This window comes from Paucibacter aquatile (assembly GCF_002885975.1).
In the GTDB taxonomy this organism is placed as follows: Bacteria; Pseudomonadota; Gammaproteobacteria; order Burkholderiales; family Burkholderiaceae_C; genus Paucibacter_A; species Paucibacter_A aquatilis.
Genome location: NZ_POSP01000003.1, coordinates 3205073 through 3230654 on the forward strand (window position 1 = coordinate 3205073; position 25582 = coordinate 3230654).

The 25582-nt window shown below is 69.0% G+C and carries 22 protein-coding genes; 15 read left to right on the plus strand and 7 right to left on the minus strand.

The genetic code is table 11. The features are described from left to right. Positions 1-71: 71 nt before the first annotated feature. From C1O66_RS16905 to C1O66_RS16915, 3 genes are all read right to left on the minus strand, one after another. On the minus strand, positions 72-938 hold the full coding sequence (locus C1O66_RS16905) for a methylated-DNA--[protein]-cysteine S-methyltransferase (protein WP_102768958.1): 867 nt from the start codon (positions 936-938) through the stop codon (positions 72-74). A gap of 65 nt (positions 939-1003) precedes the next feature. Then, positions 1004-3883 carry an ATP-binding protein gene (locus tag C1O66_RS16910; protein ID WP_102768959.1) on the minus strand — a complete coding sequence of 960 codons (2880 nt, stop codon included), beginning with the start codon at positions 3881-3883 and terminating at the stop codon, positions 1004-1006. Further along, entirely contained in the window at positions 3880-4800 is a 921-nt protein-coding gene (locus tag C1O66_RS16915; protein WP_102769705.1) for a hydrogen peroxide-inducible genes activator, read from the minus strand. The genes C1O66_RS16910 and C1O66_RS16915 overlap by 4 nt, the downstream gene beginning before the upstream one ends. Before the next feature lie 156 nt (positions 4801-4956). On the opposite strand from C1O66_RS16915, the gene panB reads away from it, so the two are divergent. The 7 genes from panB to trhP all read left to right on the plus strand — a co-directional run bounded on the left by panB (position 4957) and on the right by trhP (position 11589). Beyond that, complete coding sequence (gene panB, locus C1O66_RS16920) at positions 4957-5763, plus strand: 3-methyl-2-oxobutanoate hydroxymethyltransferase (RefSeq protein ID WP_243392836.1); 807 nt, start codon at positions 4957-4959, stop codon at positions 5761-5763. Positions 5764-5794: 31 nt separating this feature from the next. Next, positions 5795-6628 carry a pantoate--beta-alanine ligase gene (gene panC, locus C1O66_RS16925; RefSeq protein ID WP_102768960.1) on the plus strand — a complete coding sequence of 278 codons (834 nt, stop codon included), beginning with the start codon at positions 5795-5797 and terminating at the stop codon, positions 6626-6628. A gap of 260 nt (positions 6629-6888) precedes the next feature. After that, the gene (locus tag C1O66_RS16930) at positions 6889-7602 is read left to right on the plus strand and encodes a peptidylprolyl isomerase (protein ID WP_243392837.1); all 714 of its coding nucleotides are present in this window, start codon (positions 6889-6891) and stop codon (positions 7600-7602) included. A gap of 97 nt (positions 7603-7699) precedes the next feature. Next, positions 7700-8389 (plus strand): peptidylprolyl isomerase, encoded by a 690-nt coding sequence (locus tag C1O66_RS16935; protein ID WP_102768961.1) that lies wholly within the window; start codon positions 7700-7702, stop codon positions 8387-8389. A gap of 35 nt (positions 8390-8424) precedes the next feature. Then, a complete protein-coding gene (locus C1O66_RS16940) occupies positions 8425-9477 on the plus strand; it encodes a hypothetical protein (protein WP_102768962.1) in 1053 nt (350 codons plus the stop codon). A 4-nt stretch (positions 9478-9481) separates the two neighbouring features. Beyond that, positions 9482-10126, plus strand: a complete 645-nt coding sequence (locus C1O66_RS16945; protein ID WP_102768963.1) for an ABC transporter ATP-binding protein — start codon at positions 9482-9484, stop codon at positions 10124-10126. An 83-nt stretch (positions 10127-10209) separates the two neighbouring features. Next, positions 10210-11589, plus strand: a complete 1380-nt coding sequence (trhP, locus tag C1O66_RS16950) for a prephenate-dependent tRNA uridine(34) hydroxylase TrhP (protein ID WP_102768964.1) — start codon at positions 10210-10212, stop codon at positions 11587-11589. Between the two features lie 3 nt (positions 11590-11592). Here trhP and C1O66_RS24120 read toward each other — a convergent pair whose 3' ends face one another. Continuing rightward, positions 11593-13299 (minus strand): hypothetical protein, encoded by a 1707-nt coding sequence (locus C1O66_RS24120; protein WP_102768965.1) that lies wholly within the window; start codon positions 13297-13299, stop codon positions 11593-11595. 170 nt (positions 13300-13469) lie between these two features. Here C1O66_RS24120 and C1O66_RS16960 point away from each other — a divergent pair, with 170 nt between their 5' ends. Together C1O66_RS16960 and C1O66_RS16965 are read left to right on the plus strand one after the other, a co-directional pair. Beyond that, positions 13470-14768: a cytochrome-c peroxidase gene (locus C1O66_RS16960; protein WP_165794655.1), complete on the plus strand. Its 1299-nt coding sequence runs from the start codon at positions 13470-13472 to the stop codon at positions 14766-14768. Between the two features lie 126 nt (positions 14769-14894). Then, a complete protein-coding gene (locus C1O66_RS16965; RefSeq protein ID WP_102769708.1) occupies positions 14895-16286 on the plus strand; it encodes an NAD(P)/FAD-dependent oxidoreductase in 1392 nt (463 codons plus the stop codon). Here C1O66_RS16965 and recG read toward each other — a convergent pair. Continuing rightward, on the minus strand, positions 16276-18351 hold the full coding sequence (recG, locus tag C1O66_RS16970) for an ATP-dependent DNA helicase RecG (protein ID WP_102769709.1): 2076 nt from the start codon (positions 18349-18351) through the stop codon (positions 16276-16278). The genes C1O66_RS16965 and recG overlap by 11 nt on opposite strands. 292 nt (positions 18352-18643) lie before the next feature. Between recG and C1O66_RS16975 the strand changes: the two genes are divergently transcribed. Genes C1O66_RS16975 through C1O66_RS16985 form a run of 3 tightly spaced genes read left to right on the plus strand, consistent with a single transcriptional unit; the run spans position 18644 to position 20392 of the window. Further along, positions 18644-19228 (plus strand): nucleotidyltransferase family protein, encoded by a 585-nt coding sequence (locus C1O66_RS16975; RefSeq protein WP_341476784.1) that lies wholly within the window; start codon positions 18644-18646, stop codon positions 19226-19228. Then, positions 19225-19803, plus strand: coding sequence for a tetratricopeptide repeat protein (locus tag C1O66_RS16980; RefSeq protein WP_108724351.1), 579 nt, complete (start codon positions 19225-19227; stop codon positions 19801-19803). The genes C1O66_RS16975 and C1O66_RS16980 overlap by 4 nt, the downstream gene beginning before the upstream one ends. 10 nt (positions 19804-19813) lie before the next feature. Then, on the plus strand, positions 19814-20392 hold the full coding sequence (locus C1O66_RS16985; RefSeq protein WP_102768968.1) for a GNAT family N-acetyltransferase: 579 nt from the start codon (positions 19814-19816) through the stop codon (positions 20390-20392). Here C1O66_RS16985 and C1O66_RS16990 read toward each other — a convergent pair. Next, positions 20375-21259 carry a polysaccharide deacetylase family protein gene (locus tag C1O66_RS16990; protein WP_102769711.1) on the minus strand — a complete coding sequence of 295 codons (885 nt, stop codon included), beginning with the start codon at positions 21257-21259 and terminating at the stop codon, positions 20375-20377. The genes C1O66_RS16985 and C1O66_RS16990 overlap by 18 nt on opposite strands. Before the next feature lie 157 nt (positions 21260-21416). On the opposite strand from C1O66_RS16990, the gene C1O66_RS16995 reads away from it, so the two are divergent. Both C1O66_RS16995 and C1O66_RS17000 read left to right on the plus strand, forming a co-directional pair. Beyond that, positions 21417-22796 (plus strand): APC family permease, encoded by a 1380-nt coding sequence (locus C1O66_RS16995; protein WP_243392838.1) that lies wholly within the window; start codon positions 21417-21419, stop codon positions 22794-22796. Positions 22797-22869: 73 nt separating this feature from the next. Further along, on the plus strand, positions 22870-23592 hold the full coding sequence (locus tag C1O66_RS17000; RefSeq protein ID WP_102768969.1) for a class I SAM-dependent methyltransferase: 723 nt from the start codon (positions 22870-22872) through the stop codon (positions 23590-23592). Here C1O66_RS17000 and C1O66_RS17005 read toward each other — a convergent pair. Next, positions 23583-24752: a GGDEF domain-containing protein gene (locus C1O66_RS17005; protein ID WP_165794656.1), complete on the minus strand. Its 1170-nt coding sequence runs from the start codon at positions 24750-24752 to the stop codon at positions 23583-23585. The genes C1O66_RS17000 and C1O66_RS17005 overlap by 10 nt on opposite strands. A gap of 132 nt (positions 24753-24884) precedes the next feature. Between C1O66_RS17005 and C1O66_RS17010 the strand changes: the two genes are divergently transcribed. Next, positions 24885-25574 carry a YitT family protein gene (locus tag C1O66_RS17010; protein WP_102768971.1) on the plus strand — a complete coding sequence of 230 codons (690 nt, stop codon included), beginning with the start codon at positions 24885-24887 and terminating at the stop codon, positions 25572-25574. The last annotated feature ends 8 nt before the right edge of the window (positions 25575-25582 follow it).

A 25582-nucleotide genomic window follows, 5' to 3' on the forward strand; every position in this document is an offset into this window, starting at 1 on the left:
TGTTCCTCTGGCGCCGCTGCATGGGCGATCTTGGGGTGGCACTGGCGTGGGCCTGCCGCCGTGCGGCGGCATCAAGCCAGGGCTGAAGCGGCGGCAGCCGTGGCCCGCGCATCGGCCCGGGCCAGCTCCAGGCCCAGCAGGGCGCGCTTGCGCTGCGGGCCCCAGCGGTACTCGCCGAACTCCGCATTGGCGCGGATCACCCGGTGGCAGGGGATCAGGCAGGCGATCGGATTGGCCGCCACGCAGCTGGCTACCGCCCGCACCGCCTGCGGCGCGCCGGCCAGGCGCGCCAGCTGGGTGTAGCTCAAGACCTGACCCTCGGGGATCTGCAGCAGCGCCTGCCAAACCTTGAGCCGCAGCGGCGTGCCGCTGAGCGCCAGGCCGATGGGCTGGCTGGGCTGCAGACCGGACAGGCGCCGTTGCAGCTCCTCGGCCAGCGGCCGCAGCGCGCTGTCATCGCGTTGCCAGACGGCCTGGGGCAGCTGCTGGGCCGCGGCCTCGGCCAGGGCCTCGGGGGATTCGTCCTGCAAAAAGCTCAGCTGGTGCAGGCCGCGCGCGCTGGCCGCCAGCCAGACGGGGCCGAGCAGGCTGTCCACCACGCTCCACTGCATCTGCAAGCCCTGTCCGGCCTGCTTGAACTGGCCCGGCGTCATGCCGTCGACGCTGAGAAAGAGGTCGTGCAGGCGCGAGGGCCCCGAGAGCCCGGCCGCCAGGGCCGCGTCCAGCACCGGCTCGGCCGCGCGCAGGCTGGCCTTGGCCCGCTCCAGGGCCAGGGCTTGCTCGAACTCCTTGGGCGTGACACCGGCCAGCTCGACAAAGCGGCGCTGGAAATGAAACAGGCTCATGCCCGCGGCCTCGGCCAGGGTTTGCAAGGGCACGGGGCCCTGGCTCAGTTGTTCCAGGGCCTGGCGGACGCGGTCGTAGTGGGGGCGGTTCATGGCCTCAGTGTGCCGGGCGCCGCGGCGGGCGGCCACCCGCTTCTTGCGCCCCGGCCCTGACCTGCTCAGATGGCGGCAGCCGCATCACCGCCGTCCGCCGCGGCCGGGCCCTGGGCCTCGGGTGCTTGCAAGGGCAGGCACAGGACGAAGCAGCAGCCCGGCCCGGGCATGGGGTCCAGCGCCAGGCTGCCGCCGAGCAGGGAGCTGACGATGTTGTGGCTGATGGAAAGGCCCAGGCCGCTGCCGCCCTGGCCGAACTTCGTGGTGAAAAAAGGCTCGAAGATGCGCCCGGCGTGGGCCGGGCTGATGCCCACGCCGTCGTCGCGGAAGCGCAGCTCGGCGCGGCCGTCCTTCAGCAGCCGGGCGCTCAGCCGCATCAAGCCGCCGCGGCGGGCGCCAAAGCCGTGCAGCATGGCGTTGTTGACCAGATTGCTGAGCACCTGGCCCAGGGGGCCGGGAAAGCTGTTGAGCAGGATGCCCTCGGGCACGTCCAGCTCCAGCTTGTGGCCTTGCTTGCGGATGCTGGCCTGCAGCGTGGCGGTGACCTGCTCGCAGAGCACGGCCAGGTCGAAGAGCCGGCGCTGCTCGGCCGTGCGGTCCACGGCCACCTGCTTGAAGCTGGTGATCAGCTCGGCCGCGGTTTCCAGGCCCTGCATGATGAGTCGGGCCACCGAGCGGGTTTCGCCCAGATAGGCCTCCAGCTCGCTGCGGCGCAGCTCCTTGCTGGCGGCGGCGCGCTCGATCTCCTGGGTGCGCTGGTCCAGGGTGCTGGCCATCAGCAGGCTGTTGCCCAGCGGGGTGTTCAGCTCGTGGGCGATGCCGGCGACCAGGGCGCCCAGGGCGGCCAGCTTCTCCTGCGCCACCAGCTGGCTTTGCGCCTGCTGCAGGCGGCGGTAGGCGATGGCGTTGTCCAGGGCGATGGCGGCAAAGGCATTGAGTGAGCGGAAGATCATGCGCTCATGCTCGCCGTAAGCCTGGGCCTGGGGCGATTGCACGGTCACCACGCCCAGCAGGCGCTCCTGGATCAGCAGGGGCGCGAACATGGCGCTGAGCGTGCGCATGGTGCCGGGCACCTGGCTGGGGTCGCTGCCGTCTTCGGCCAGTTGGATGGACAGCTCGCGGCGCTCGCGCGCGCAACGGGCGGCGTTGGAGCTGGGGTTGTCCAGGGCGATGTGGTCGGGCGGCAGGGGCTGGCCGTCTTCCAGGCCGAAGACCGAATTGATGCCCTCGCCCTCATCGTCCAGCAAGTAGATCTCGAAGCCGCGCGCATCGAGCAGGGCCGGGATGTGGCGGCTCAGCGCCGCGAAGATCGAGGCCATGTCCAGATGCCGGGTCAGCTCCAGGCCGATCTGGCCCAGCTTCTCCAGCGTGCTGCTGTTGCGCTGCATCAGGGCGGCGCGCTGGCGCTCGGCCTCGGCCAGTTGCTGCAGATGCTGGGCCTCGGTGCGGGCGTTCTCGTTGAGGTGATGCAGCTGCAAGGCCTCGACCCGGTCGGCCGAGCTGCGGCTGAGCATGCTGGCGCGCGCGCTGGCGGCCTGCTGGCTGGTCTCGAAGGCCTCGCGGTAGCGGCCCGTGCCGGCGTAGGCCAGGGCCAGCGCCTCCAGCAGCTCGGCGCTGTCCTTGTAGCCGGCGATGGATTTGGCCCGCTCGCGCGCCAGCTCAAGCAACTGCACGGCCTGGGCCTGCCCTGCGGCGCCGGGCGCGCGCTGGGCGATCTGGGCCAGCACCATGCGCAGCTCGACCTCGGCCTCGGCAGCGCCGCTGAGCTCGGCCACGGCCAGGTCTTCGCGTGCCATCTGTTCGGCGGCCTCGCCCTGGCCGAGCAAGAGCAGGGCGCGCGCATGGCCGCGCCGGGCATTGCGTTGCAGATCAAGGTAGCCGCCCGGGTGTCGCTGCAGGGCTTCGAAATAGTCGAGCGCCTTTTGACCCTCGCCCAGGTCCAGGGCCAGCAGGCCTTGGTAGCTCAGGCAGACCGCGGAATTGCGCGAATCGGGCTGCGGCGCAAAGATCTGCGTGCCCTCGTCGAGCAGGCTGCGTGCCAGCTCCAGCCGGCCCAGGCGGCGCAGGGTTTCGCCCATCTGCATCAGGCAGCTGCCCAGGCTGGCCGACCAGCCCGAGGCGCGCGCCATCTGCAGGCCTCGCTCCATCCACTCCAGCGCTGACTCCGGGTCGTTCAAATCGTTGAAGGCGCTGCCCAGATTGCCGAGGGTGTTGATGGTCTCGCGCACATAGCCGGCGTCCTGCAGGGGCTGGATCAGGCTGGAGAAACGCCGCACGGCCAGCTTCAGGTCGCGGGCGCGCAGGGCGCGGTAGCCCTGGTAAAGCTCGATCAGCACCGCCGCGCTGACATGCAGGCCACTCAGCTCGCTGGGGAAATGCTGGCCCCAGCGCAGCTCGGCAGCTTCGCGGTTTTGCAGGCCGGCACTGCGCGCCAGGCTGCATTCAAAAATCCACTGGCGGGTGCGGTCGCCGGCCTGCTCGGCCCGGGCAATGGCCTGCTCCAGCGCGGCGCAGCTGGCGGCCATCTGCCCGCCGCCGCTGTGCAGCTGAGCTTGCAGCCAGGCGACATCGGCGCAGGCCAGCCAGTCCTGTGCGGCTTCGGCTTCGGCGCGCAGCACCCGGGCCTCGAACAGGCCTTCGGCATAGCGGGTGTAGAGGCGCAGCGCGTCCAGCCGGGTCAGGCGTAGTCGGCGCTGCAGGGCAGCGCGTGTGGCCTCGGGCAGCTCGGGCGTGTCGGCCATGGCCTGCTCGGCGGCTTCGGCGCGGGCCAGGGCTTGGGGCGTGTCGCGCTCGCGCTCATGCCAGGCCAGGGCCACCCCCAGGGCGCAGCGCTCGGCCGGCGGCAGGGCGGGCTGCTCCAGCTGGGCGCGCAGTTCGGCCAGCACGGCCTCCTGCTCGTACAGCCGCAGCTCCGAGAGGATCGCCGCCGCGGCCGCTTCGCTCATGACAGGCGCTTCACCCCCGCCAGGCTGCAGCCGTAGACGGCGTTGCGCAGCGCAGCGATGGCCTCGTAGCGGGTGAAGGTCTTGCGCCAGGCCAGCACCACGCGGCGTGTGGGCACCGGCGGCGCAAAGGGCACGAAGCGCAGATGCGTGGGCGGCAGCAGGGGCACGCTGAGCGCCGGCACCACGGTCACGCCCATGCCCGAGGCCACCATGTGCTTGATGGTTTCGAGTGAGCTGCCTTCAAAACTCTTGCGTATGCCCTCGGCGTCGCTGCTGAAGCGGGCGAACTCGGGGCAGACCTCGAGCACATGGTCGCGGAAGCAATGGCCGGCGCCGAGCAGCAGCATGGTTTCGCTCTTGAGCTCCTCGGCCGACACCGACTCGCGCCCGGCGAAGGGGTGGCTGGCCGGCACGGCGATCATGAAGTCTTCGTCGTAGAGCGGCGCCACGGCCAGGCCAGTGTCCGGGAAGGGCTCGGCCATGATGGCGCAGTCCAGCTCGCCGGTGCGCAGCATCTCCAGCAGCTTGACGGTGAAGTTCTCCTGCAGCATCAGCGGCATCTGCGGGTACTGCTCGATGACGTTCTTCACCAGCTCGGGCAGCAGATAGGGTGCGATGGTGTAGATCAGGCCCACGCGCAGGGCGCCGGCCAGGGGGTCTTTGCCGCGCTTGGCGATCTCGTGGATGGCGCTGGCCTGCTCGATCACCGACTGCGCCTGGCGCACGATGTCTTCGCCCAGCGGCGTCACCTTGATCTCGTTGGCGCCGCGCTCGAAGATGCGCACGTCCAGCTCTTCTTCAAGCTTCTTGATGGCCACGCTGAGCGTGGGTTGGGACACGAAACAGGCCTCGGCGGCGCGGCCGAAATGGCGTTCGCGGGCCACGGCAACGATGTAGCGCAACTCGGTCAGGGTCATGCGGCCCATCCTAACTGGAGCGCGGGGCTTGTGCCCGAGGCCGGCCCGCCATTGGATGGCCCAGCCTAGCGCAAACCCGGATACAGGCGGCTACACTGCGCGCCAATTGGGGCCTGGCTTTGCGGGCTCCGCCCCCACAGCCCCCGAGGAGCCGCCATGACCGAGCGCAAACCCATGACCTTGCAGCGCCTGCTGGACATGCATGCCAGCGGCGACAAGATCGCCATGCTGACCTGCTACGACGCCGCTTTCGCCACCTTGCTGGACGAAGCCGGCGTGGACGTGCTGCTGGTCGGCGATTCCCTGGGCAATGTGCTGCAGGGGCAGAGCAGCACGGTGCCGGTCTCGCTGGACGAGATGGTTTATCACACCCGCTGCGTGGCCCGCGGCCGCAAGAGCGCCTGGGTGATTGGCGATCTGCCTTTCGACAGCTACCAGAGCTCGCCCCAGGAAGCCTGGAAGAGCGCGGCCGCCCTGGTCAAGGCCGGCGCCCACATGGTCAAGCTCGAAGGCGGCGGCTGGACGGCGCCGGTGGTGCGTTTTCTGGTCGAGCGCGGCATCCCGGTTTGCGCCCATCTGGGCCTGACGCCGCAGACCGCCACCATGCTGGGCGGCTACAAGGTGCAGGGCCGCGAGGAAGCGGCCGCGGCGCTGATGAAGCAGCATGCGCGCGAGCTGGTCGAGGCCGGCGCGCAGATGCTGGTGCTGGAGATGGTGCCCTCGGCCCTGGCAGCCGAGCTGACCCAGAGCCTGGGCATCCCGGTCATCGGCATCGGTGGCGGTGTGGCCTGCTCGGGCCAGGTGCTCGTGCTGCACGACATGCTGGATGTGACCCCGGGCCGCCGCCCGCGTTTCGTCAAGAACTTCATGCAGGGCGCGGCCTCGGTGCAGGACGCGGTGCTGCGCTACGTCGCCGCGGTCAAGGCCCAGACCTTCCCGCAGGACGATCTGCACGGCTACTGAAGCCGACCCTTTCTTTTCTCTCCCGAACCCCATGCAAGTGATCCACACCATCGCCGAGTTGCGCCAGGTCCTGGCTGCGCAGCCGCGCCGCGCCTTCGTGCCCACCATGGGCAATCTGCACGACGGGCATCTCGATCTGGTGCGCCAGGGCCGTGCGGCCGTGGGCCCCGATGCCCTGGTGGTGGCCAGCATCTTCGTCAACCGCCTGCAGTTCGCGCCGCACGAGGACTTTGACCGTTACCCCCGCACCCTGGCGCGCGATGCCGAGCTGCTGCAGGGCGCCGGCTGCGACCTCGTCTTCGCGCCCGATGAGCGCGAGCTTTACCCCGAGCCGCAGGGCTACAAGGTCCACCCGCCGGCCGAGCTGGCCGACATCCTGGAAGGCCATTTCCGCCCGGGCTTTTTCATCGGCGTCTGCACCGTGGTGGCCAAGCTTTTCAACATCGTCCAGCCCAGCCTGGCCCTGTTCGGCAAGAAGGACTACCAGCAGCTGATGGTGCTGCGCCGCATGGTGGCGCAGATGGCGCTGCCGATCGAGATCCGCGCCGGCGAGACCACGCGCAGCGCCGAGGGCCTGGCCCTGTCTTCCCGCAACGGCTACCTCAGCGAGGCCGAGAAGACCGAGGCCCTGCGCTTGAGCCGCACCCTGCGCGAGCTGATCGCCCGCTGGCAGGCTGGCGCGCGTGACCTGGCTGCGCTGGAAGCCGAAGCCCTGCAAAGCCTGCGAGATGCCGGCTGGCAGCCCGACTACCTGACCCTGCGCTGCCAGCATGACCTCAGCCCCGCCCGCGAGGGCCAGGCCCTGGTCGCCCTGGGCGCGGCCAAGTTGGGCACGACCCGGCTGATCGACAACCTCGAGCTTTGACGGCCGCGCCAGGCGCAAGCCCGACCATCGACCGAGGTCGCCCGTGCTCCGGGCTCCTCGGTTTTTTTGTGAGTGCGAAGAGTGGGATAATTTCCCACTACTGTTCGCAGGTCGCCCGTTTTCGGCTTTTTGCGCCGCAGCGGCGTGGATACTGCGAGCGCTTCGAGGCAGTCCCTTTTGTTTTTCTCTCCCCCTCTCTCTTCTCTCCCCCTTTCAGCTTTCTGTTTTGAATTGAACCCAAGCACGCAAGCGAGCCCCTGATGAACACCTCCCTGTCTTCCTCCACGACTCTGATGTCTGCCAAATCGGCCCTGACGGCCGCCAGCCTGGGCCTGATGGCTCTCTTGACCGCCTGTGGCGGTGGTTCTGACGGTGGCGATACGCCCGCGCCCAAGCCGAAACCGAACCCGGTCACCACCCCGCCGACCACCACCTGCAGCGCCGCCGGTATCGCCGCCTCCAAGGCCAGCACCGCTGCCGCCACCGTCTGCATGCTGACCAGCAAGGGCGAGATCGTGGTCGAGTTGGAAACCGTCAAGGCGCCCATCACCACCGCCAACTTCCTGGCCTATGTGAAGAGCGGCTTCTACAAGGACACCATCTTCCACCGCGTGGTGCCGGGTTTTGTGGCGCAGGGCGGCGGCTTCGTCTCCGGCGGCGCGGCCAAGGCCGGCGCGCTGGCGCCCATCGCTCTGGAGAACCAGAACGGCCTGTCCAATCTGAAATACACCATCGCCATGGCCCGCACCAGCGCGGTCGATTCGGCCACCAGCCAGTTCTACTTCAACACCGTGGACAACAAGAGTCTGGACTACAGCTCCACCGTGGCCGGCAAGAACGGCTATGCCGTGTTCGGCCGCATCATTTCGGGCAAGGAGACCGTGGACGCCATCAATGCCGAGCCCCAGCTCTACACCGGCGCCGACATGACGGCGACCGAAGTGCTGCTTTACTGGGCCACACAGCTCAAATGAGCTGACTTTCACCCGCAAGGGTAAGCAGTTGTCAGCGCCGTCGGCGGCGCTGCGACCGAGCGCGTTGAGCAGGCACCTTGTTCAGGAGTCTTGCCTCATGCGCTCTTTTGTTTTGCGCCTGGCCGCCGTGGCCACCCTGGTGACCTTGACCGCCTGCGGTGGCGGTGGCGGCGATGGCGACCACTACCGCCCGGACCCGATCCCCGTGCCGGTGCCCAATCCCAATCCGCGCCCCAATACCAACAGCTGCAGCAACGAGGGCCTGTCCAAATCGGCCCAAAGCCGCTACGCCACCGTCTGCATGCTGACCAGCAGCGGCGAGATCGTCTTCGAGCTCTACACCGAGTACGCGCCGGCCACCGTGGCCAATTTCCTGCGCTATGTGGCCGATGGCCACTTCAACAACACCTTGTTCCACCGCGTTGAGCGCGATTTCGTGATCCAGGGCGGCGGCTACACCAGCGGCATGTACGAGCGCCGCGCGACCTATGGGCCGGTGCCGCTGGAAAGCAACAACACCCTGGCCAATCTGCCCGGCACCCTGGCCATGGCGCGGCGCAGCGAGCCCAACAGCGCCACCAACCAGTTCTTCATCAATGTGAAAGACAATCCGGGCAATGACTACAAGAGCCCGACCCAACCTGGTTACGCCGTGTTCGGACGGGTCATTTCCGGCATGGCCACGGTGGAGGCCATCAATGCCGTGCCCACCTACTACTACGCCGATGCCGATGTCTCGCGGCCGCGCCAGGAAGTGCTGATCTATTGGGTGCAAAGACTGCAATAAGCCCCTCGCAGCCCGCGGCCCTGAGCCTGGCGCGCATGCGCCTGCAATGGAGCCGCGCTGAGCTGGCCGCCCTGCTGCGACGCTGGGCGGCTTTTCTCGCGGTGGTGGCCGCCGTGCTGGGCAGTTTCATCAGCACCCTGATCGGCTGGCCGGCCTTGCCCCTGTTCTGGGCCATGCAGGCCGACACACCGCCCACCCTGGCCCTGGCCGCGCTGCTGGGCCATGCCCTGCCCGGCTTGCTGCTGGCCTGGGGCTTGCGCGAGGCCTTGCTGCCGGCCCGTTGGATTCCGTTTGAGCGAGCGCTGCCGCTGCGGCGCACGGACATCTGGCGGGCCGATCTGGGCGTGCTGGCCTTGGCCCTGCTGCCCTGGGCCCTGCTCAACCTCATTTCTTTCGCCGCATGGCGAGCGGCCCGCCCGGCCTGGATGCAGGGCTTGTGGCTGCAGGCCTTGTTGGGCTTTGCCTTCTCCCTGCTGCTCTCGGCCGGGGGGGCGCTGGCCCTGATGCAGTGGCGCCGCCGCTCCGGCCGTCCGGCCCGGCGGGCAGCGGCGGCGGGCAAGGCCACGGGCCGCCAGACCGTCTCGACCTGGACCGCCTTGCTCTGGCTGCCGCTGTGGCGCGGCCCGGCGCGGCCGGTGCTGCATGGCTTGCTGGCTGCGCTGCTGGCTTTGCTGCTCTGCCTCGCCGCGGCCTGGCATTTCCCGGTTCATGCAGCCTGGGCGCTGGCCTTCTCCACTTTGCTGACCCAGGGCTTCTGCGCCCGGCTGCAGGCCCAGGCGCGGCAGTGCTACGCGCCGCTGCAGGCGGCCAGCGCCATGCTGCCTGTGTCACCCCAGGCCTGGTCGCTGCGCCTCTATGCCCTGGCCTTGCTGCCGGCGCTGCTGGCCTGGCTCAGCTGGGTGCTGCTGCTGGCGCAGGGCCCCTGGTCGCTGGGGCCGCGCGCCACGCCTGCTTTCTTTGTCGCCGCCCTTGCCGCGCCCGCCTTGGCGCTCTGGCGCCCCGAAAGCCTGAGCCCCGAGGCGCGCGCCGGCCGTTGGCTGCTCAGTTGGGGCATCTGGGTTGCCCTGGCCAGTGAAGTCATTGTCTGAAACCATGCCCGACGCTCCTCATCCCACCGATTTCCGCCTGCAGGTCCGCGCCCTGAGCTTTGCCTACCCCGGCCAGACGCGGCGCGTGGTCGACCTCTGGAGCCAGGACTTCGGCCCCGGCCTGGTCTGGCTGCGCGGCGCCAATGGCACGGGCAAATCCACCCGCCTCAAGCTGCTGGCCGGCGCGCTGGCGCCGCAGTACGGCAGCGCCGAGCTGCAGGGTTGCGATCTCTTGCGGCAGCCCTTGGATTACCGGCGCCAGGTCGCCTTTGTCGGCGCCGAGCCGCCGCCGTTTGAGCATCTGAGCCCGAGCGAGTACTTCGGCTTTCTGAGTGGCTTGTATCCGCGCGCCGCCGTGGCGGACTGGCAGCAGCACATCGAGGGTTTCGGCCTGCAGCCCTTTCTGGGCCAGCCGCTGCGCAGCCTGTCCACCGGCACGCAGCACAAGGCCGCGCTGGCGGCGGCCCTGGCGCTGAACACGCCCTTGCTGCTGCTGGATGAGCCGCTCAACGCGCTCGATGCCGCCTCGCTGGCGCATCTGCGCCAGGCCTTGGCCCGGGCCGCCGAGGCCCGCGACCGCCTGCTGCTGCTGGTCAGCCACGAGGAACTGGGTGTGGCGCCGAGCGCCTGCGTCGAACTCTCAGCCTGAGGGCTTGATCTGGGACAAGGCCGGAGCGGCGGGCGCTGGCTAGACTGCCGCGCCCCCGCCTTCCGCCCCGACCGAGCCCCGCCATGACGACGCCACCTCTTGCCGCCCCCGAACTGCTGCTGCCCGCGGGCGACCTGGAGCGCATGCGCGCGGCCTTTGATTTCGGCGCCGATGCCGTCTACGCGGGCCAGCCGCGCTACTCCCTGCGCGCGCGCAACAACGATTTCAAGCTCGAGAACCTGCAGATCGGCATTGCCGAGGCGCATGCGCGCGGCAAGAAGTTCCTGGTTGCCAGCAACATCCTGCCGCACAACGGCAAGCTCAAGAACTACCTCGCCGATATGGCGCCCGTGGTGGCGATGAAGCCCGATGCGCTGATCATGGCCGACCCCGGCCTGATCATGATGGTGCGCGAGAGCTGGCCCGAGCTGCCCATCCACCTCTCCGTGCAGGCCAATACGGTCAACTACGCGGGCGTGAAGTTCTGGCAGAAGCAGGGATTGAAGCGTGTCATCCTCTCGCGCGAGCTGAGCCTGGACGAAGTGACGCAGATCCGCCAGGAATGCCCGGACATGGAGCTCGAGGTCTTCGTCCACGGCGCCCTGTGCATCGCCTACTCGGGCCGCTGCCTCTTGTCGGGTTACTTCAACCACCGCGACGCCAACCAGGGCACCTGCACCAATGCCTGCCGCTGGGATTACCAATTAGGCGCCGCCTTCGAGGACGAGGCCGGCCAGGCGCAGCCGATTCAGTTCGACTTCCACAAGGCCGTGCAGCAGGCCGATCAAGATTTCGCCGCGGCCGGTGGCACGGCTCGCCATCCGCTGGCCGATCGCACCTATTTGATCGAAGAATCGCAGCGGCCCGGCGAGCTGATGCCCATCCAGGAGGATGAGCATGGCACCTACATCATGAACTCCAAGGACCTGCGCGCGGTCGAGCATGTGCAGCGCCTGGTCGAGATCGGCGTCGACTCGCTCAAGATCGAGGGCCGCACCAAGAGCCGCTACTACGTCTCGCGCGCCGCCCAGGTCTACCGCCGCGCCATCGACGACGCCGTGGCCGGCCGGTCTTTCGACCCGACGCTGCTGGGCGAGCTGGATGGCCTGTCCAACCGCGGCTACACCAGCGGCTTCTACCAGCGCCACCGCAGTCAGGACTTGCAGAACTACCTCGATGGCCACTCCAAGGCCCGGCGCAGCCAGTTCGTCGGCGAGGTGGGGCCGGTGGCGGCCGATGGTTGGGCGGCGATCGAGGTGAAGAACCGTTTTGCCGTCGGCGACCGGCTGGAGATCATCCACCCCAGCGGCAACCGCGAGATCACCGTGCAGGCCCTGCGCGGCCGCGAGGGCGAGCCGGTGCAGGCGGCGGCCGGCAATGGCGTGCAGGTCAGCCTGCAGCTGCCGCCCGAGCTTCAGGGCGCCTTGATCGCGCGCTTGCTGGAGCCGGGCGAGTTTGCCTAATTCCTAGCGTCCCACAGCGTGCAGCTGCGCGCCGTTGATGCTGTAGACCAAGCCATCGGGCCCGGCCACGGTGGGCGTGTAGGCCTGGCCGATGCCAGCGTTGAGCTTGACGCTTTCGCTGAAGCGGTTGTTAACGAAGTCCCAGCGGTAGAGCACACCGTCCTCGTTGTTGACCAGGGCCGATTGGCCTTTGACATCGATCACCGCGGTGTTGACGCACCACTCGCGCACGCCGCCGGGCGTGTCGGCATCGGCGGTGGGGCCGACGATGGTCAGCACCTCCTTCATCACCGTGACGCTTGCATTGATCGGGTCGGTCTGGCTGGCTTGCGGGTCCAGCACCGCCATTTTGTTCTGGCCGTCGCCGCTGCCGATGCCGTAGTAGTTGTTGTACTTGACCAGCAGCAGATAGCTGGAGGCGCCGGCGTAGCTGGGCACGGCGCCGGCCGGCACGATGGAGGGCGTGTCATCCCAGCCGAAGGAGCCGGGGGTCTTGAGCTGGCTCAGATCGGCGTTGAAGTGCAAGAGCCAGCCGCGGCCGTTGTGATCGGTGCGGGTGTTCTCCAGTACGCCGTAGAAGACATCGCCATCAGGGCCCACGGTGGGCGAGGCGGTGGCGCTGTCGCTGAGGCGGGCCGGCAGATCGGTGGCCGGGTTGATCAAGCGCTGCTTGGCCTTGAGCGTCAGGGTGCTGGCGTCCAGGGCCAGCAGGTAGCCAGTCTGCATGCTGGAGATGGCCGGGTCGCTGTTCACGGCGATGTAGAGCGTCTTCTCGTCCAGCGACAGGGCCGGCGCCGCGTTCATGGCGGTCTGGAACATGGCCGCATCGCCGCTGAGCTCGGCGGCTGATTTCCAAAGCGCCTGGCCATCAGCCGCCATGCGCACGATGCCGCCCTTCAGACCACCCGGCGCGCCGGCCTTGGTGGTGAAGCCGAAGAAGACCGTGCCCTGGCCGTCCAGGGTCAAGGGGGTGTTGATGCGCAGCTTGTCGCGGTAGCTGGCGCTGTCGGCCTCAAACGAGGCGTTGCCGTAGAAGGCCAGGGTTTGGACCGTGCCGCTGGCGCTGTCCACGCCATCGCGGATCAGCAGCCGGCCGCCGGCCGCCGGGGCGAACAAGCGGCCTTTGATGTCCAGGCCGATGTTCCAGGACGGCGTCCAGCTGCTGGCCGGCAGCAGGTAGTCGCTTTTCAGGGTCCATAGCAGGCTGCCGTCGCTGGCTTTGCGTGCCTGCACCTCGAAATCGCCGGCGCTCGTGGTCTTGACCGGCACCAGCACCGTGTTGCCGCCCGAAATCACCGGCGTGCCGTAGTGGATCAGCAGAAAACCACCGGCGCGGTAGGGCGGGGCCAGGTCCACCGGCGTGCTCCAGACGATGCGCTGCAGGGGCTGGGTGGCGATCCGCGTCTGCGCCTGGTGCTGGGCATTGCCGCCATAGCTGGCCCAGAAGGGCGCGCTGCCTGGGCTGGGGGCTGGGGGTGTGGGCGCAGGCGGGGTGGGGGCCGGTGGCGTGGGTGCAGGCGGAGTGGGTGCCGGAGGTGCGGGCGTGGGGCTGGGCGGCGGCACCGGTGCTTCGCCACCCCCACCGCCGCCACCGCAGGCCTGCAGCAGGCCAGCCAGGCTGGCGCCGAGCAGGATCTGGCGCCGCTGCGGGCGAGGGCAGGGGGCGGGCTCGACCAGGGGCTGGCGGTCGTTCGGCGTGCGGTCGGTCATGGTGGGCGCAGCGGGCAAGTCAAGATGAAAAGGGAGCGGAGGCCCGGCAAGGGCCGGCACTGCCGCAGGCCGAGCGGCCATGACAGGCATTGGACGCGGGGATGCGCCACCTGGCCCCGGGTGAATTCCCTAGTCAGCCCCTGGGGGGCCTAAGCTCGACAATCAGCAGCATGCATGCCGCTCAATCCTTCAACTCCTGGCTTCGCCAGCGCTCCGCGCTGGCGTTGAGCCTGGTCTTGTTGCTGGGCTTGTCTGCCTGCGGCGGAGGTGGCGGGGGTGGAGCTTCGCCGACGGGCTCACCGACCGGGGCGGCCAGCAGCCCCGGCACGCCGGCCTCTTCGCCCTCCGCCAGCAAGCCCCTGAGCTTGCAGGCCCAGCTGGGCGAGAAGATTTTTCACGACCGCAACCTCAGCGGCTCTGGCCGCATGTCCTGCGCCACCTGCCACGACCCGGCCTTCTTCCACGGGCCGCCGAACACGCTGCCGGTGCAGGTGGGTGGCGCCTTCGAGACGGAGTTCGGCACCCGTGCCGCGCCTTCGCTGCGCTATCTGGAGACCTTGCCGGCCTTCAACGGCACGCCGCAAACCCTGGTGGCCGATCTGCGCGGCGGATTGATGGCCGACGGCCGGGCCGACAGCCTGGCCGCCCAGGCCAAGCTGCCCTGGTTCAATCCGCGCGAGATGGACAACGGCGATGCCGCCACCTTGGCGCGCAAGCTGCGCGCCGCCGCCTACGCCAGTGACTTCGGCCGCGCCTTTCCGCCGGCCGCCGGCGCCTCGGCCCCGGACGACGACAGCCTGGTCACCCAGGCCAGCCAGGCCTTGCAGAGCTTTCAGGTCGAAGACCCACGCTTCCACCCCTACGACTCCAAGTTCGATTGGGTGCAGCAGGGGCGGGCGCAGTTCAGCAATGCCGAAGCGCGCGGCCTGCGTGCCTTCAATGACACCCAGCGCGGCCATTGCGCCAGCTGCCATCCCTCGTTCAGCCTGAACAATCAGCCCATCCATTTCACCAATTTTGCTTACGCGGCCCTGGCCGTGCCGCGCAACCGGGCGCTGCAAAGCACGGCCGATGCGACGGCCTTCGATCTGGGCCTGTGCCAATCACCCCATGCCGCCGTCAAGGGGCGCAACGAGACCTGTGGCTTCTTCCGAACCCCGGGCTTGCGCAATGTCGAGCACCGCCCGGTGTTCTTCCACAACGGCAGCTTCACCAGCCTGGAGCAGGTGCTGCGCTTTTACGCCACCCGCGACACCGACCCGGCGCAGTGGTACCCGACCGTGGCCGGCCAGTTGCAGCTCTACGACGATCTGCCGCTCGCTCTGCATGCCAATGTTGAGAGCAAGGCACCCTTCGGCCCGCGGCGGATGATGAGCGACTCGGACATCGCCGACATCCTGTGCTTTCTGCGCACCCTCAGCGACGGCTACACCGGGCCGGCCACACCCCCTTCGCCCGGCTGCAATTGATCGGCTGCAGCTGATGGCTTGATCGATCGCCCGACTGCCACGGGCGGCCATGCCTGGCAGCGCTGCAAGTCATTCGCATTGCGTATGGCGCCGCCGCAGCACCGGCGCTGCGGCCAGAATCGCCGCATGAACACCTTCATCAGCACGGGCCAGCCCGCCGCGCGGCCCCGGGTCTTGATCATCGGTTGCGGTTTTGGCGGCTTGGCTGCCACCCGCGCCCTGGCCGGCGCGCCGGTGGACATCACCGTGATCGACCGCAGCAACCACCACCTGTTTCAGCCCTTGCTCTACCAGGTGGCCACGGCCGGCCTGTCGGCGCCCTCAATTGCCGCGCCCATCCGCCACATGTTGCGCGGCCAGCGCAATGTGACCGTGCTGATGGTCGAGGTCTGCGGCATCGATCGCCAGCAAGGCCGCGTGCAGCTGAGCGATGGCCAGAGCCTGGGCTATGACTACCTGATCGTCGCCGCCGGCGCCACGCACAGCTATTTCGGCCGCGACGAGTGGGCCGCCCATGCGCCGGGGCTCAAGACGCTGCAAGACGCTTTTGCCCTGCGGGCCCGCGTGCTCAAGGCCTTCGAGCAGGCCGAGAGTTCACCCGACCCGGCGCAGCAGCGCGCCTGCCTGAGCTTTGTGGTCATCGGCGCCGGCCCCACTGGGGTCGAAATGGCCGGTACCCTGGCCGAGATCGCCCGCCACACGCTCAAGAACGAGTTCCGCCGCATCGACCCGGCCAGCGCCCGTGTGCTGCTGCTGGAGGGTTCACCGCGGGTGCTGCAGGCCTTGCCGCCCGAGCTCTCGGCCAAGGCGGAGGCGCAGCTGCGAGCCCTGGGTGTCGAGGTGCGCACCGGCTGCCGCGTGGTTGGCATCGATGCGGGCGGGGTGGAGGTGCAGACGGGGGAGGGCGCGGTGGCTGCAACAGAGCGCATCGCCGCCCGCACCGTGGTCTGGGCGGCCGGCGTGGCCGCCTCGCCCCTGGGCCGCATGCTGGACGTGCCGCTGGACCGCGCAGGTCGTGTGGTCGTTGACGGCCGGCTCAACATCCCCGGCCATCCGGAAGTCTTTGTCATCGGCGACCTGGCCGCCACCCAAAGCCGGCAGTCCGATGGCCGCACGCTCAAGCCCGTGCCCGGCGTCAGCCCGGCGGCCAAGCAGATGGGGGCTTACGCGGCAGCGCAGATCCTGCAATCGCTGCATCCACTGCAGGCGCCACAGGCTCAGGTTTTGCCGCCCTTGCCGGCCGATGCGCCCGGCGCATTTCGCTACCGCGACTACGGCGCCCTGGCCACCATCGGCCGCAAGGCGGCCGTGGCCGATCTGGGATTCCTTCAGTTCTCGGGTTACTTCGCCTGGCTGTTCTGGTTGTTCGTCCACATTTACTTTTTGATTGGCTTCCGCAACCGCCTGGTCGTGCTGATGGACTGGGCCTGGGCCTACTGGAGCTTCCAGCGCTATGCGCGTGTGGTGGCGGAGCCGGTGGACCCTGCGCCGTCGGCCTCGCCCTCGATCAAGCCTTGAGGAACTCCGCCTTCGAGCCCAGCCAGCGCGCCACCTGGCGCTGCGCGGCCTCGGGGTATTTGTCCAGCAGCTGGGGCGCCAGGCGGCGGGCGGCTTGCAGCAGCAGGGAGTCTTCCTGCAGGTCGGCAAAGCGTAGCAGCTCGGCGCCGCTCTGGCGGGCGCCCATGAACTCGCCGGGGCCGCGGATGTCCAGGTCGCGGCGGGCGATCTCGAAGCCGTCGTTGGTTTCGGCCATGGCGCGCAGGCGCGATTTGCCGGTGTCCGACAGCGGGCCGGTGTAGAGCAGCACGCAGACGCTGGCGACCGCGCCGCGGCCCACCCGGCCGCGCAGCTGGTGCAGCTGCGAGAGGCCGAAGCGCTCGGCATGCTCGATCACCATCAGGCTGGCATTGGGCACGTCCACGCCGACCTCGATCACCGTGGTGGCGACCAGCACGCTCATTTCGCCGCTGGAAAAGCGCGCCATCACGGCGGCCTTCTCGGCCGGCGGCATGCGGCCATGCAGCAGGCCGACCTCGAAGCCCGGCAGCGCGTCAACCAGCTCCACATGGGTCTCGGTCGCATTGTTCAGGTCCAGGGCTTCGCTCTCTTCGATCAGCGGGCAGACCCAATAGACCTGGGCACCACCGGCCACCTCCTGGGCGATTTTCTCGATCACGTCCTGGCGTTTGCCATCGGCGAAGACCTTGGTGACGATGGGGGTGCGGCCCGGGGGTAACTCGTCAATCGTGCTGACGGCCAGGTCGGCGAAGTAGGTCATGGCCAAAGTCCGCGGGATGGGCGTGGCGCTCATCATCAGCATGTGTGGCTCCAAATCCATTGAGGCCAGTTTGCGCCGCAAAGCCAGGCGCTGCGCCACGCCGAATCGGTGCTGCTCGTCGATGATGGCCAGGCCCAGGCGCGCGAACGTGACCTTGTCTTCGATCACCGCATGGGTGCCGATCACCAACTGGGCCGCGCCGCTGGCCGCCGCGTCCAGCATCTTCTGGCGCGCCTTGCCTTTGACGCTGCCGGTCAGCCAGGCCACTTGCAGGCCCAGGGGCTCCAGCCAGTCGATCAGCTTCTTGAAATGCTGCTCGGCCAGGATTTCGGTCGGCGCCATCAGCGCGCATTGCCAGCCGGCATCGATGGCCACGGCGGCGGCCAGGGCCGCCACCACGGTCTTGCCCGAGCCCACATCGCCTTGCAGCAAGCGGTGCATCGGTTGCCCCAGGGCCAGGTCTTGCGCGATCTCTTCGCTGACCCGCTGCTGCGCCCCGGTCAGGCCAAAGGGAAGCACGGCCAGCAGGCGCTCGACCAGGCCGCCGGGCTTGGCGCGCAGGGCCGGCGCCTTCAGCAGGGCGCGCTCGCGCTGGGCCTGCATCTGGCTGATCTGCTGGGCCAGCAGCTCCTCGAACTTGAGCCGCTGCCAGGCCGGGTGGCTGTGGTCTTCCAGCGTGCCCAGGCGGGCCTGTGGCGGCGGGTGGTGCAGAAAGTTCAGCGCGTCGCGCAGCGGCGGCAGGCTGCTGGGCACCGTGCCCTGGGGCAGCAGCTCGCGCAGATCGGCGCGCTGCAGGCCGGAGGCGATGGCGCGGCGCAGGTAGGTCTGCGGCAGACCGGCGCTGGCCGGGTAGACGGGCGTCAGCGCCTCGGCCAGCGGCGTGTCGGGCTGTACGGCCTTGAAAGTGGGGTGCACCATCTCGCGGCCGAAGAAGCCGTGGCGCAGCTCGCCGCGCACGCGGATGCGCTGGCCCACGGCCATGCTTTTCTGGTGCGAGGGGTAAAAGTGGATGAAGCGCAGCAGCAGATCGCCGGTCTCGTCTTCCAGCCGCACCAGCAGCACGCGCCGGCCGCGTGTCTCGATGCGGCACTCGATCACCTCGCCCTCGCATTGCACGGTGTCGCCTTCGCGCGTGCGGCCGATCGGGGTGATCTGAGTCTCGTCCTCGTAGCGCAGGGGCAGGTGCAGGGCCAGGTCGATGTCGCGCAACAGGCCCAGCTTCTCCATGGCCTTCTGCGGCGCGGACTTGGGCTTGGCGGCGGCGGCAGCGGCAGGCGAGGGACGAGGAGGGGCCGAAGCAGGCATGGGCGGGATTTTGCCCTGCGGGCGGAGTTCGAAACCCGGCCGGGGCGTTGAGCTGCTGCGGGGCGCTGGCATCTGCATGCTCATCAAGCCTCTTCGGAGCTCATGACCGGCAACATAATGGTGTTTTCGTTCGGTGCCACGGGCTGCCTTTCGGCCCTGGGGCCCCTGTGCTCGGCGTGCGGTTTGAGTACTGTATGAATATCCAGTTTATCAGCAAGATCGTCAGCCCGATGTGCCGCAGCCAGGATGCTTGCAAGAGCGCGGCCGCGCGCTCGGCCACGAGGCGCTCCGGGTGAACGCCAGACACCCCGATCGCCAGGACGAGCTGCAGGCCATCGTGCGCAGTTCGCCTTGGCTGATGCGGGCGCTCCGTGCCGCCCGTGATCTGGGCCTGCCCCAGTGGTGCATCGGCGCCGGGGCGCTGCGCAATCGGGTCTGGGACCATCTGCATGGTCACGCCGAGCCTTCGTGCCTGGCCGACGTGGACCTGGTCTATTTCGATTCCGAGGAGCCGCCGGGCTTGGAGGCGAGGCATCAGGCGGCCCTGGCGCGCGCCTGTCCGGATCTGCCCTGGGAGCTGACGAACCAGGCCCATGTGCATCTCTGGTTCGAGTCCTGCTTCGGCCATGCCGTGGCGCCGCTGCGCTCGCTTCAGGACGCGGTCGCCTCCTGGCCCGAGTTCGCCACCGCGGTGGCCGTGCGCCTGGAGACCGACGATACGCTGACCGTGATCGCTCCCTACGGATTGGACGACCTTTTTGCCATGCGCATTCGCCGCAACCCGGCGCGGGTCAGTGTCGGGACCTTTCGCCAGCGGGTGGCGCAGAAGCAGTACGCGCAACGGTGGCCACGGGTGCAGATCGAGGATGCGGAATGAGCCCGCTTCAGCATTACATGACCGAGTTCCTGCGCTTCACCGCGCCTGACCCTGAGGCCCATGCGCGCAGCCTCGCCGCCTTGCGCGAGCAGCTGGCGCTTCTGCAGGCCCGTGCCGAGGCCGGTGGGGCCGTGGATGAGATGAGCTTGCTGGAGGTGGTGGCCGATCTGGCCGGACTCTTGATCACGGCCCGCCACGAGGACGAAGCCTTGCAACTTCTGCAGGCGCATGAGGCCCTGGCCGAGGCCGCGAGCCACGCCTCGCCCGTGCTGCACGAGGCCCTGGGCTGGTTCTGGTGTGCCTACGCCACCGCCTTGCAGTACCTGGGCCAGCGTGCCGAGGCGGAGCCCATCTTCGCCCGCACCGTGGCCTTGTGGGAGGCCGGCGGCTGGGCGCGCTTGCGTGCCATGGTGCTGCAGCATTGGGGCCGCAGCCTGGTGGAGCAGGGGCGCTTCGACGAGGCGGAGTCGCGCTTCAATCAGGCCTTGATCCTGCGGGTGCAGCTGCAAGACCCGAAGCAGGCCACCACGCGCGAGGCGCTGGCGCTGTTGGCGCAGTTGCGCGGTCGGGCTTGAGTGGCCCCTCATGATCTCGGACGACCTGCTGGCCCGGCTGGCCGCACCCATCGAATCCCCCCGCCTGTGGCTGGAGCCGCTGCGGGCCAGCCACGCAGCCGAGCTGTTTGAAGGCTTGCAAGAGCCCGAGCTCTACCGCTGGATCTCTATGCACAAGCCCGAAAGCGTGGAGGCCCTGGCCGCCCACTGGCGAATGCTGGAGGGCCGACGTTCACCCGATGGCCAGTTCGCCTGGCCGATCTGGGCCTTGCGACGCAAAGCCGATGGCTGCTGCCTGGGTCGGCTGGATGCCGAGATCGATGCGCAGCTGAACGCGCCCAATCTGGGCTACTACCTGCTGCGCCCCGCCTGGGGCCAGGGCTATGCCAGCGAGGCGGTGCAAGCCGCCACGGCCGCGTTGCGTGAGCGCGGCGTGCGGCGCATCGTCAGCACCGTGACCGTGGGCAATCTGGCCTCGGCACGGGTGCTGCAAAGAGCCGGTTTCGTTTTCGATCGCATTCTCAAGGACAACGACTGCATCTCCGGCCAGATGCACGACGACGAGGCGTATGTCTGGACGGCAGACGCGCTCTCAGCGCCCGCTGCTTGAGGAGCCGGCCGCCGCCTCGGCCTTGAGCCCCACGCGCTGCGCCCGCAGATGCCGGGCGATGTTGACAAAGCTGTCCACCCAGAAGCGCTCCGGGTGGGCCGCCAGATGTTGGAGCAAGGCCTGGTGGGCTTCCTTGGAGACACTCAGATGGTCGCCGCCGATGCCGTGGAAGGTGAGGCTGGCCAGCGTGCCCTGAGCGGCCGCCTGTTCGACGATGGCGATCAGCTCGGCGCCGCTCGAGCCCACCGGCCCGGCCGTGGGCACATCGGCCAGGTCCAGCGTGGCCAGTGAGGGAACGACCCCGCCAACGCGCGTCTTCATGGCCAGAAACTCCCCCGCCACGGCTGGAAGGTAAGGCTTGCCGCCGGCCAGTGGATCCGTGCAGGGGGCGGTGTAGGTGCGCTGGGTTTGGCCGTCGATGGCATGCAAGTAGGCATTGGCCAGCTGCACCTCTTCCAGCATCTGGGCCACGCTGATCTTGTCGAGATTGCGGTGCGGCGCTACCCAATCGCGGCCGGGCGCCGAGCGGGAGCAGGGGTGGAACAGGGTGTGGTTGCCCAGTTCATGGCCCGCGGCCGCGGCACGCCGCCATTCCGGCAGGCGTTGCCGGACGACCGGGCTGGCCAGGGTCAGGTAGAAGCTGGCTTTGAGGCCCAGCGCGTTCAGCGCCGGGATGGCGTGGTCGAGCTGGCTGTCCAGGGCGTCGTCGTAGGACAGGCTGACCGCCGCCCGGGCGCCGCCGGGCCAGCTGAAAGCAGGGCTGGGTGCCTGGGCCCAGCTACCGGCACTGCTGCCGAGTAAACAGGCCGTCAGCAGCAGGCTGCGCAGCCGGGCCGGGACGAGGGCCCGGCGAGACGGGTTCTTCATGGGCTTCATCATCATGCGCATTCGATCGCGGGAGGGTGGGTCGCACCCGACGGGCAGCCGGGCTCAGCGCGGCGATGATACGCAGGGCCTGGCCCCTGCCGCCTTGTCGCGCCTTCACGCTTTGCAAAACCTTGACCTGGACGCCGCCCTTCCTCTCATGACTCCGCGCCCCCAAGCCAACTCTGTCGACACGCCCGAGCCGCGCGCACCGTTGCCGATGCGCCAGCTCGATGTCCGCCACGCCGTGGCCTTGTGTGTGGGCATGGTGGTGGGGGCGGGCATCTTCAAGACCTCGCCCATGGTGGCCCAGGCCTTGTCGGGGGACCCGGCTTTGCTGGCCGCCTGGGGCTTGGGCGGACTGCTGTCCTTCATCGGCGCCCTGTGTTTTGCCGAGCTGGCGGCGGCTTTCCCCGACCCCGGTGGCGATTACCACTTCCTGCGCCGGGCCTATGGGCACCGCCTGGGCTTTCTGTTCGCCTGGTCGCGCTTTGCCGTCATTCACACCGGCTCCATGGCCTTGCTGGCTTTTGTCTTTGGCGACTATCTGGCCCAGGTGCTGGATCTCAGCCCTTGGTTGGGCCACCACGCCAGTGCGGCGCTGGCGGCCGGGCTGATCGTGCTGCTGACGGTGCTGAACCTGCGCGGCGTGCGAGTGGGCCTGGGCACGCAGCTGGGGCTGCTGGCCGTGGTGATCGTGGCCCTGCTGGCGCTGGCCCTCGGTGCCGGCAGCCAGATCCTGGCGGGGCAGGCCGCGCAGGCGCCCGCCTTGCCGGGCCAGGCGACCCGCCACGATTGGGGCATGGCCCTGGTCTTTGTGTTCCTGGCCTATGGCGGCTGGAGCGATGCGGCCACGCTCTCGGCCGAGATGCGCGACCCGCAGCGCGGCATCGTGCGTGCCCTGCTTTGGGGTCTGGGTCTGGTCACCGGCCTCTACCTGCTGGCCAACTGGGCCTATCTGCAGGTGCTGGGCCTGGAGGGCCTGGCGCGCAGCGAGGCGCCGGCGGCCGATCTGATGCGAGCGGCCTTCGGTGCGCCGGGCGAGTTCCTGATGGTGGCCCTGGTCAGTCTGACGGCGCTGTCGGTGATGAACGCCATCTTCATCGCCAGCCCGCGCACCACCTATGCCGCCGCCCGCGATCTGGCGGCCGAGCTGCATCTGGCACGCTGGGACCCGCAGCGCGGCACACCCACCGCCGCCGTGCTGGCCACCGGCGCCGTGGCCCTGGCCCTGGTGGGCATGGGCGCGCTGATGCGCGCCGGCTTCTCGACCCTGGTGGACTACCTCTCGCCCGTCTACTGGGCCTTCATGAGCTTGAGCGCCCTGGCGCTGATCGTGCTGCGCCGGCGCGAGCCACTGGCGCCGCGGCCTTTCCGGGTGCCGCTCTATCCCTGGCTGCCCCTGGTGTTTGCAGCCAGCAGCCTCTATCTGTTCGGTGCCAGCGTGCTCTACGTCAAGGCCGGCGCCCTGGTGGGCCTGCTGGTCCTGGCCCTGGGCCTGCCGTTGCTGGTGTGGCGCCGTGGTCCTGCGTCGGCCTAGCATCGAATTCACACGGAGTTTGAAAGGGTTTGACCGGGCTGCTGCAGGCGAGGAGCCGGCTTAGCCTTGGGGTATGAAAGACCTTCTGTTTCCTGAGCCCCCGGCTGCAGCCGAGATCGAGCGTCTGGACCAGGTGCTCAGCGAGCGCCAGAGCGCATGGTGGGATGCGTTCTATGCCCGGCGCGAAGGCCGGCAGGTGCCCTTCTTTGGGCGCGCGCCCGATGAGAGCCTGGCGGCCTGGGTGGAGGCCGGAGACATCCAGCCCGGCCCCGCCCTCGATCTGGGCTGCGGCAACGGCCGCAACACGGTCTACCTGGCCCAGGCCGGTTTTGCTGCCGAGGGTGTGGACTACGCCAACGAGGCCATCGCCTGGGCGGGCCAGCGCGCCCGGGAGGCCGGCCTGCCCAGCCTGCCCTTGACGGCCTGTTCAGTCTTTGATTTGCAGCGGCCCTTGGGCCACTACGCCCTGGTCTGTGATTCCGGTTGCTTTCACCACCTGCCACCCCATCGGCGCGCGCTGTACCGGGACCAGCTGCTGGCCTGGCTGCGCCCGGGCGGCGTGCTGGCGCTGTGCTGCTTCCGGCCCGAGGGCGGCAGCGGCCTCAGCGATGACGAGGTTTACGAGCGCGGCACCCTGGGAGGCGGGCTGGGCTACGACGAGGATCAGCTGCGCGGCTTCTGGGGCGCCACGTTTGACATCGAATGCCTGCGGCCCATGCGTGCCCAGGCCCCGGGCAGCGCGCTGTTTGGCGCCGAGTGTTTGTGGGTCATGCGGGCACGCAAGCCTCAGGTCTGAGCCGGGCTTGAGGGCCTGGGCGCGGCGTTGGTCTCCATGCCGGCCGCGTCGAACAGGGCGCAGCCGCCTTTGCCGTTGCGCTTGACGGTGTACATGGCCAGGTCGGCGCGTCGGCGCAGCAGGCCGCTGTTGTCGCCATGGTCGGGGTACAGGCTGATGCCGATGCTGCAGCCGATGCGCAGCTGGGCCTCGGCCGTGTCGATGGGGGCGGCCAGTGACTGGACCAACTTCTCGGCCACGGCGGTGGCGGCCTGCGTGTCGCTCAGCTCACTCAGCACCACCAGAAACTCATCGCCGCCGATGCGCGCCGCGGTGTCGCGCGCGCGCAGGGCTTGCTGCAGCCGCCGCGCCACCTCTTTCAGCACCGCATCGCCGGCGGCGTGGCCGTGGCGATCGTTGGCGTCTTTGAAGCCGTCCAGGTCGATGAAGAGCAGGCCGACGCGGGCCTGGCTGCGGGCCGCGGCGTGCAGCGCCATGTCCAGCCGATCGGTGGCCAGGCTGAGGTTGGGCAGGCCGGTCAGGGGGTCGTGGATGGCTTGCTGGGCGATCAGATCGCGCTGCCGCTGCAGCTCGGCCAGCATGCCCAGCAGGGCCTGGCGGAAGGAGACCAGGGCCGTCAGCACCAGGGCTACCACGGCCATGGTGGTGAGCAGGGTGGCCAGCCAGGCGCTGGGCGTGACCATATAGTGCTGCGGGTCGAAAGACAGGCGCAGCATGCCGCTGGAAAAGCCGGCCCCGATCCCGCTCATCAGCAGCACCGCGGCCAGCACGCCGAGCAGGGCGACCCGGGGCGGGTAGATCAGGGCCATCAGCATGCAGCTGACCAGCAGCCAGAGCAGGCCGGTGCCCAGCAAGCCCAGTGACACCAGGGCCGCCATGCCCACGCACCAGAAGATGCTGTTGAGGATCAGGCCCTTGAGGCGCCAGCTCAGCCGATGGCGCTGCGAGTGCAGCGCCAGGTACCCCAGACCGATGGCCAGGAACAGGCTGTAGAGAGGCAGCCAGCCGGTGCTGAAGGCGCGGGTGAGCGAGGCCGGCACGCCGATCAAGGTGATCCACAGCCCGCCTTGCCAAATGTTCTCGATCAGGGCGGCGTGGACCTCGTCCAGCTCGGCGGCCTGGGTGGGGGTGGCGGGAAGCAGGGCTCTCAGCCAGCGCATGGATGCACTCCTCGGGGTGGTCCGGGCCATGCTAGCGCCGGAGCTCGCCAAGGTGCAGAGGGAATGTGCTCGCCCCCCAGTGGAGGGCGTGGCGCTCTTTCCTCACTGTGGCGCTTCATGCACACTGCGCGCATGCGTTCCGAAGAAGAAGTTGATGTTCCCGCTCCTGCTGCGCCGGCTCCTGCGGCCGGCCCGTCCCGCGCCAGCGCGCCGTATTTCGATCCCAGCATTCATGCCCACACCGCGTTTGAAGATGCCCAGGCCATCTTCACCGGCGTGCTTTTCGTGTCCCTGGCCCTGATCCTGTTTGCCCAGGTCGGCCTGCTGACCGGCGGCACGGCCGGCGCCGCGTTTGTGCTGCATTACGCCACCGGCATCAGCCTGGGCAAGCTGTTCTTCATCATCAACATCCCCTTTTACTGGTTTGCCTGGCAGCGCATGGGGCGCGAGTTCACACTCAAGACCTTCATCGCCATCGCCTGGCTGTCGGCGCTGACCGAGTGGTCGCCCAAGCTCTTCGCCATCGAGCGCCTGCACCCGGCTTATGCCGCCGTGCTGGGCGGCTTGCTGCTCGGCTCGGGCTGCCTGTTTCTGGCCCGGCATCGTGCCAGCCTGGGCGGCGCCACCATCGTGTCGCTCTACCTCCAGCATGCGAAAGGCTGGCGGGCCGGCAAGGTGCAGATGGGCATCGACTGCGTGATCGTGCTGTGCGCGCTGACCGTGGTGGACCCGACCCGCGTGGCCTATTCGGTGCTGGCGGCGGTGGTGATGAACCTCTTCATCGCCGTCAACCACAAGCCGGGTCGTTACGCCGTGCTTTGACGGGCTGC

Coding starts and splice junctions, on each gene's coding strand:
- C1O66_RS16905 (WP_102768958.1), bottom strand. CDS start 938: ATGAACCGCCCCCACTACGACCGCGTCCGCCAGGCCCTGGAACAACTG.
- C1O66_RS16910 (WP_102768959.1), bottom strand. CDS start 3,883: ATGAGCGAAGCGGCCGCGGCGGCGATCCTCTCGGAGCTGCGGCTGTAC.
- C1O66_RS16915 (WP_102769705.1), bottom strand. CDS start 4,800: ATGACCCTGACCGAGTTGCGCTACATCGTTGCCGTGGCCCGCGAACGC.
- panB (WP_243392836.1), top strand. CDS start 4,957: ATGACCGAGCGCAAACCCATGACCTTGCAGCGCCTGCTGGACATGCAT.
- panC (WP_102768960.1), top strand. CDS start 5,795: ATGCAAGTGATCCACACCATCGCCGAGTTGCGCCAGGTCCTGGCTGCG.
- C1O66_RS16930 (WP_243392837.1), top strand. CDS start 6,889: ATGAACACCTCCCTGTCTTCCTCCACGACTCTGATGTCTGCCAAATCG.
- C1O66_RS16935 (WP_102768961.1), top strand. CDS start 7,700: ATGCGCTCTTTTGTTTTGCGCCTGGCCGCCGTGGCCACCCTGGTGACC.
- C1O66_RS16940 (WP_102768962.1), top strand. CDS start 8,425: ATGCGCCTGCAATGGAGCCGCGCTGAGCTGGCCGCCCTGCTGCGACGC.
- C1O66_RS16945 (WP_102768963.1), top strand. CDS start 9,482: ATGCCCGACGCTCCTCATCCCACCGATTTCCGCCTGCAGGTCCGCGCC.
- trhP (WP_102768964.1), top strand. CDS start 10,210: ATGACGACGCCACCTCTTGCCGCCCCCGAACTGCTGCTGCCCGCGGGC.
- C1O66_RS24120 (WP_102768965.1), bottom strand. CDS start 13,299: ATGACCGACCGCACGCCGAACGACCGCCAGCCCCTGGTCGAGCCCGCC.
- C1O66_RS16960 (WP_165794655.1), top strand. CDS start 13,470: ATGCATGCCGCTCAATCCTTCAACTCCTGGCTTCGCCAGCGCTCCGCG.
- C1O66_RS16965 (WP_102769708.1), top strand. CDS start 14,895: ATGAACACCTTCATCAGCACGGGCCAGCCCGCCGCGCGGCCCCGGGTC.
- recG (WP_102769709.1), bottom strand. CDS start 18,351: ATGCCTGCTTCGGCCCCTCCTCGTCCCTCGCCTGCCGCTGCCGCCGCC.
- C1O66_RS16980 (WP_108724351.1), top strand. CDS start 19,225: ATGAGCCCGCTTCAGCATTACATGACCGAGTTCCTGCGCTTCACCGCG.
- C1O66_RS16985 (WP_102768968.1), top strand. CDS start 19,814: ATGATCTCGGACGACCTGCTGGCCCGGCTGGCCGCACCCATCGAATCC.
- C1O66_RS16990 (WP_102769711.1), bottom strand. CDS start 21,259: ATGAAGAACCCGTCTCGCCGGGCCCTCGTCCCGGCCCGGCTGCGCAGC.
- C1O66_RS16995 (WP_243392838.1), top strand. CDS start 21,417: ATGACTCCGCGCCCCCAAGCCAACTCTGTCGACACGCCCGAGCCGCGC.
- C1O66_RS17000 (WP_102768969.1), top strand. CDS start 22,870: ATGAAAGACCTTCTGTTTCCTGAGCCCCCGGCTGCAGCCGAGATCGAG.
- C1O66_RS17005 (WP_165794656.1), bottom strand. CDS start 24,752: ATGCGCTGGCTGAGAGCCCTGCTTCCCGCCACCCCCACCCAGGCCGCC.
- C1O66_RS17010 (WP_102768971.1), top strand. CDS start 24,885: ATGCGTTCCGAAGAAGAAGTTGATGTTCCCGCTCCTGCTGCGCCGGCT.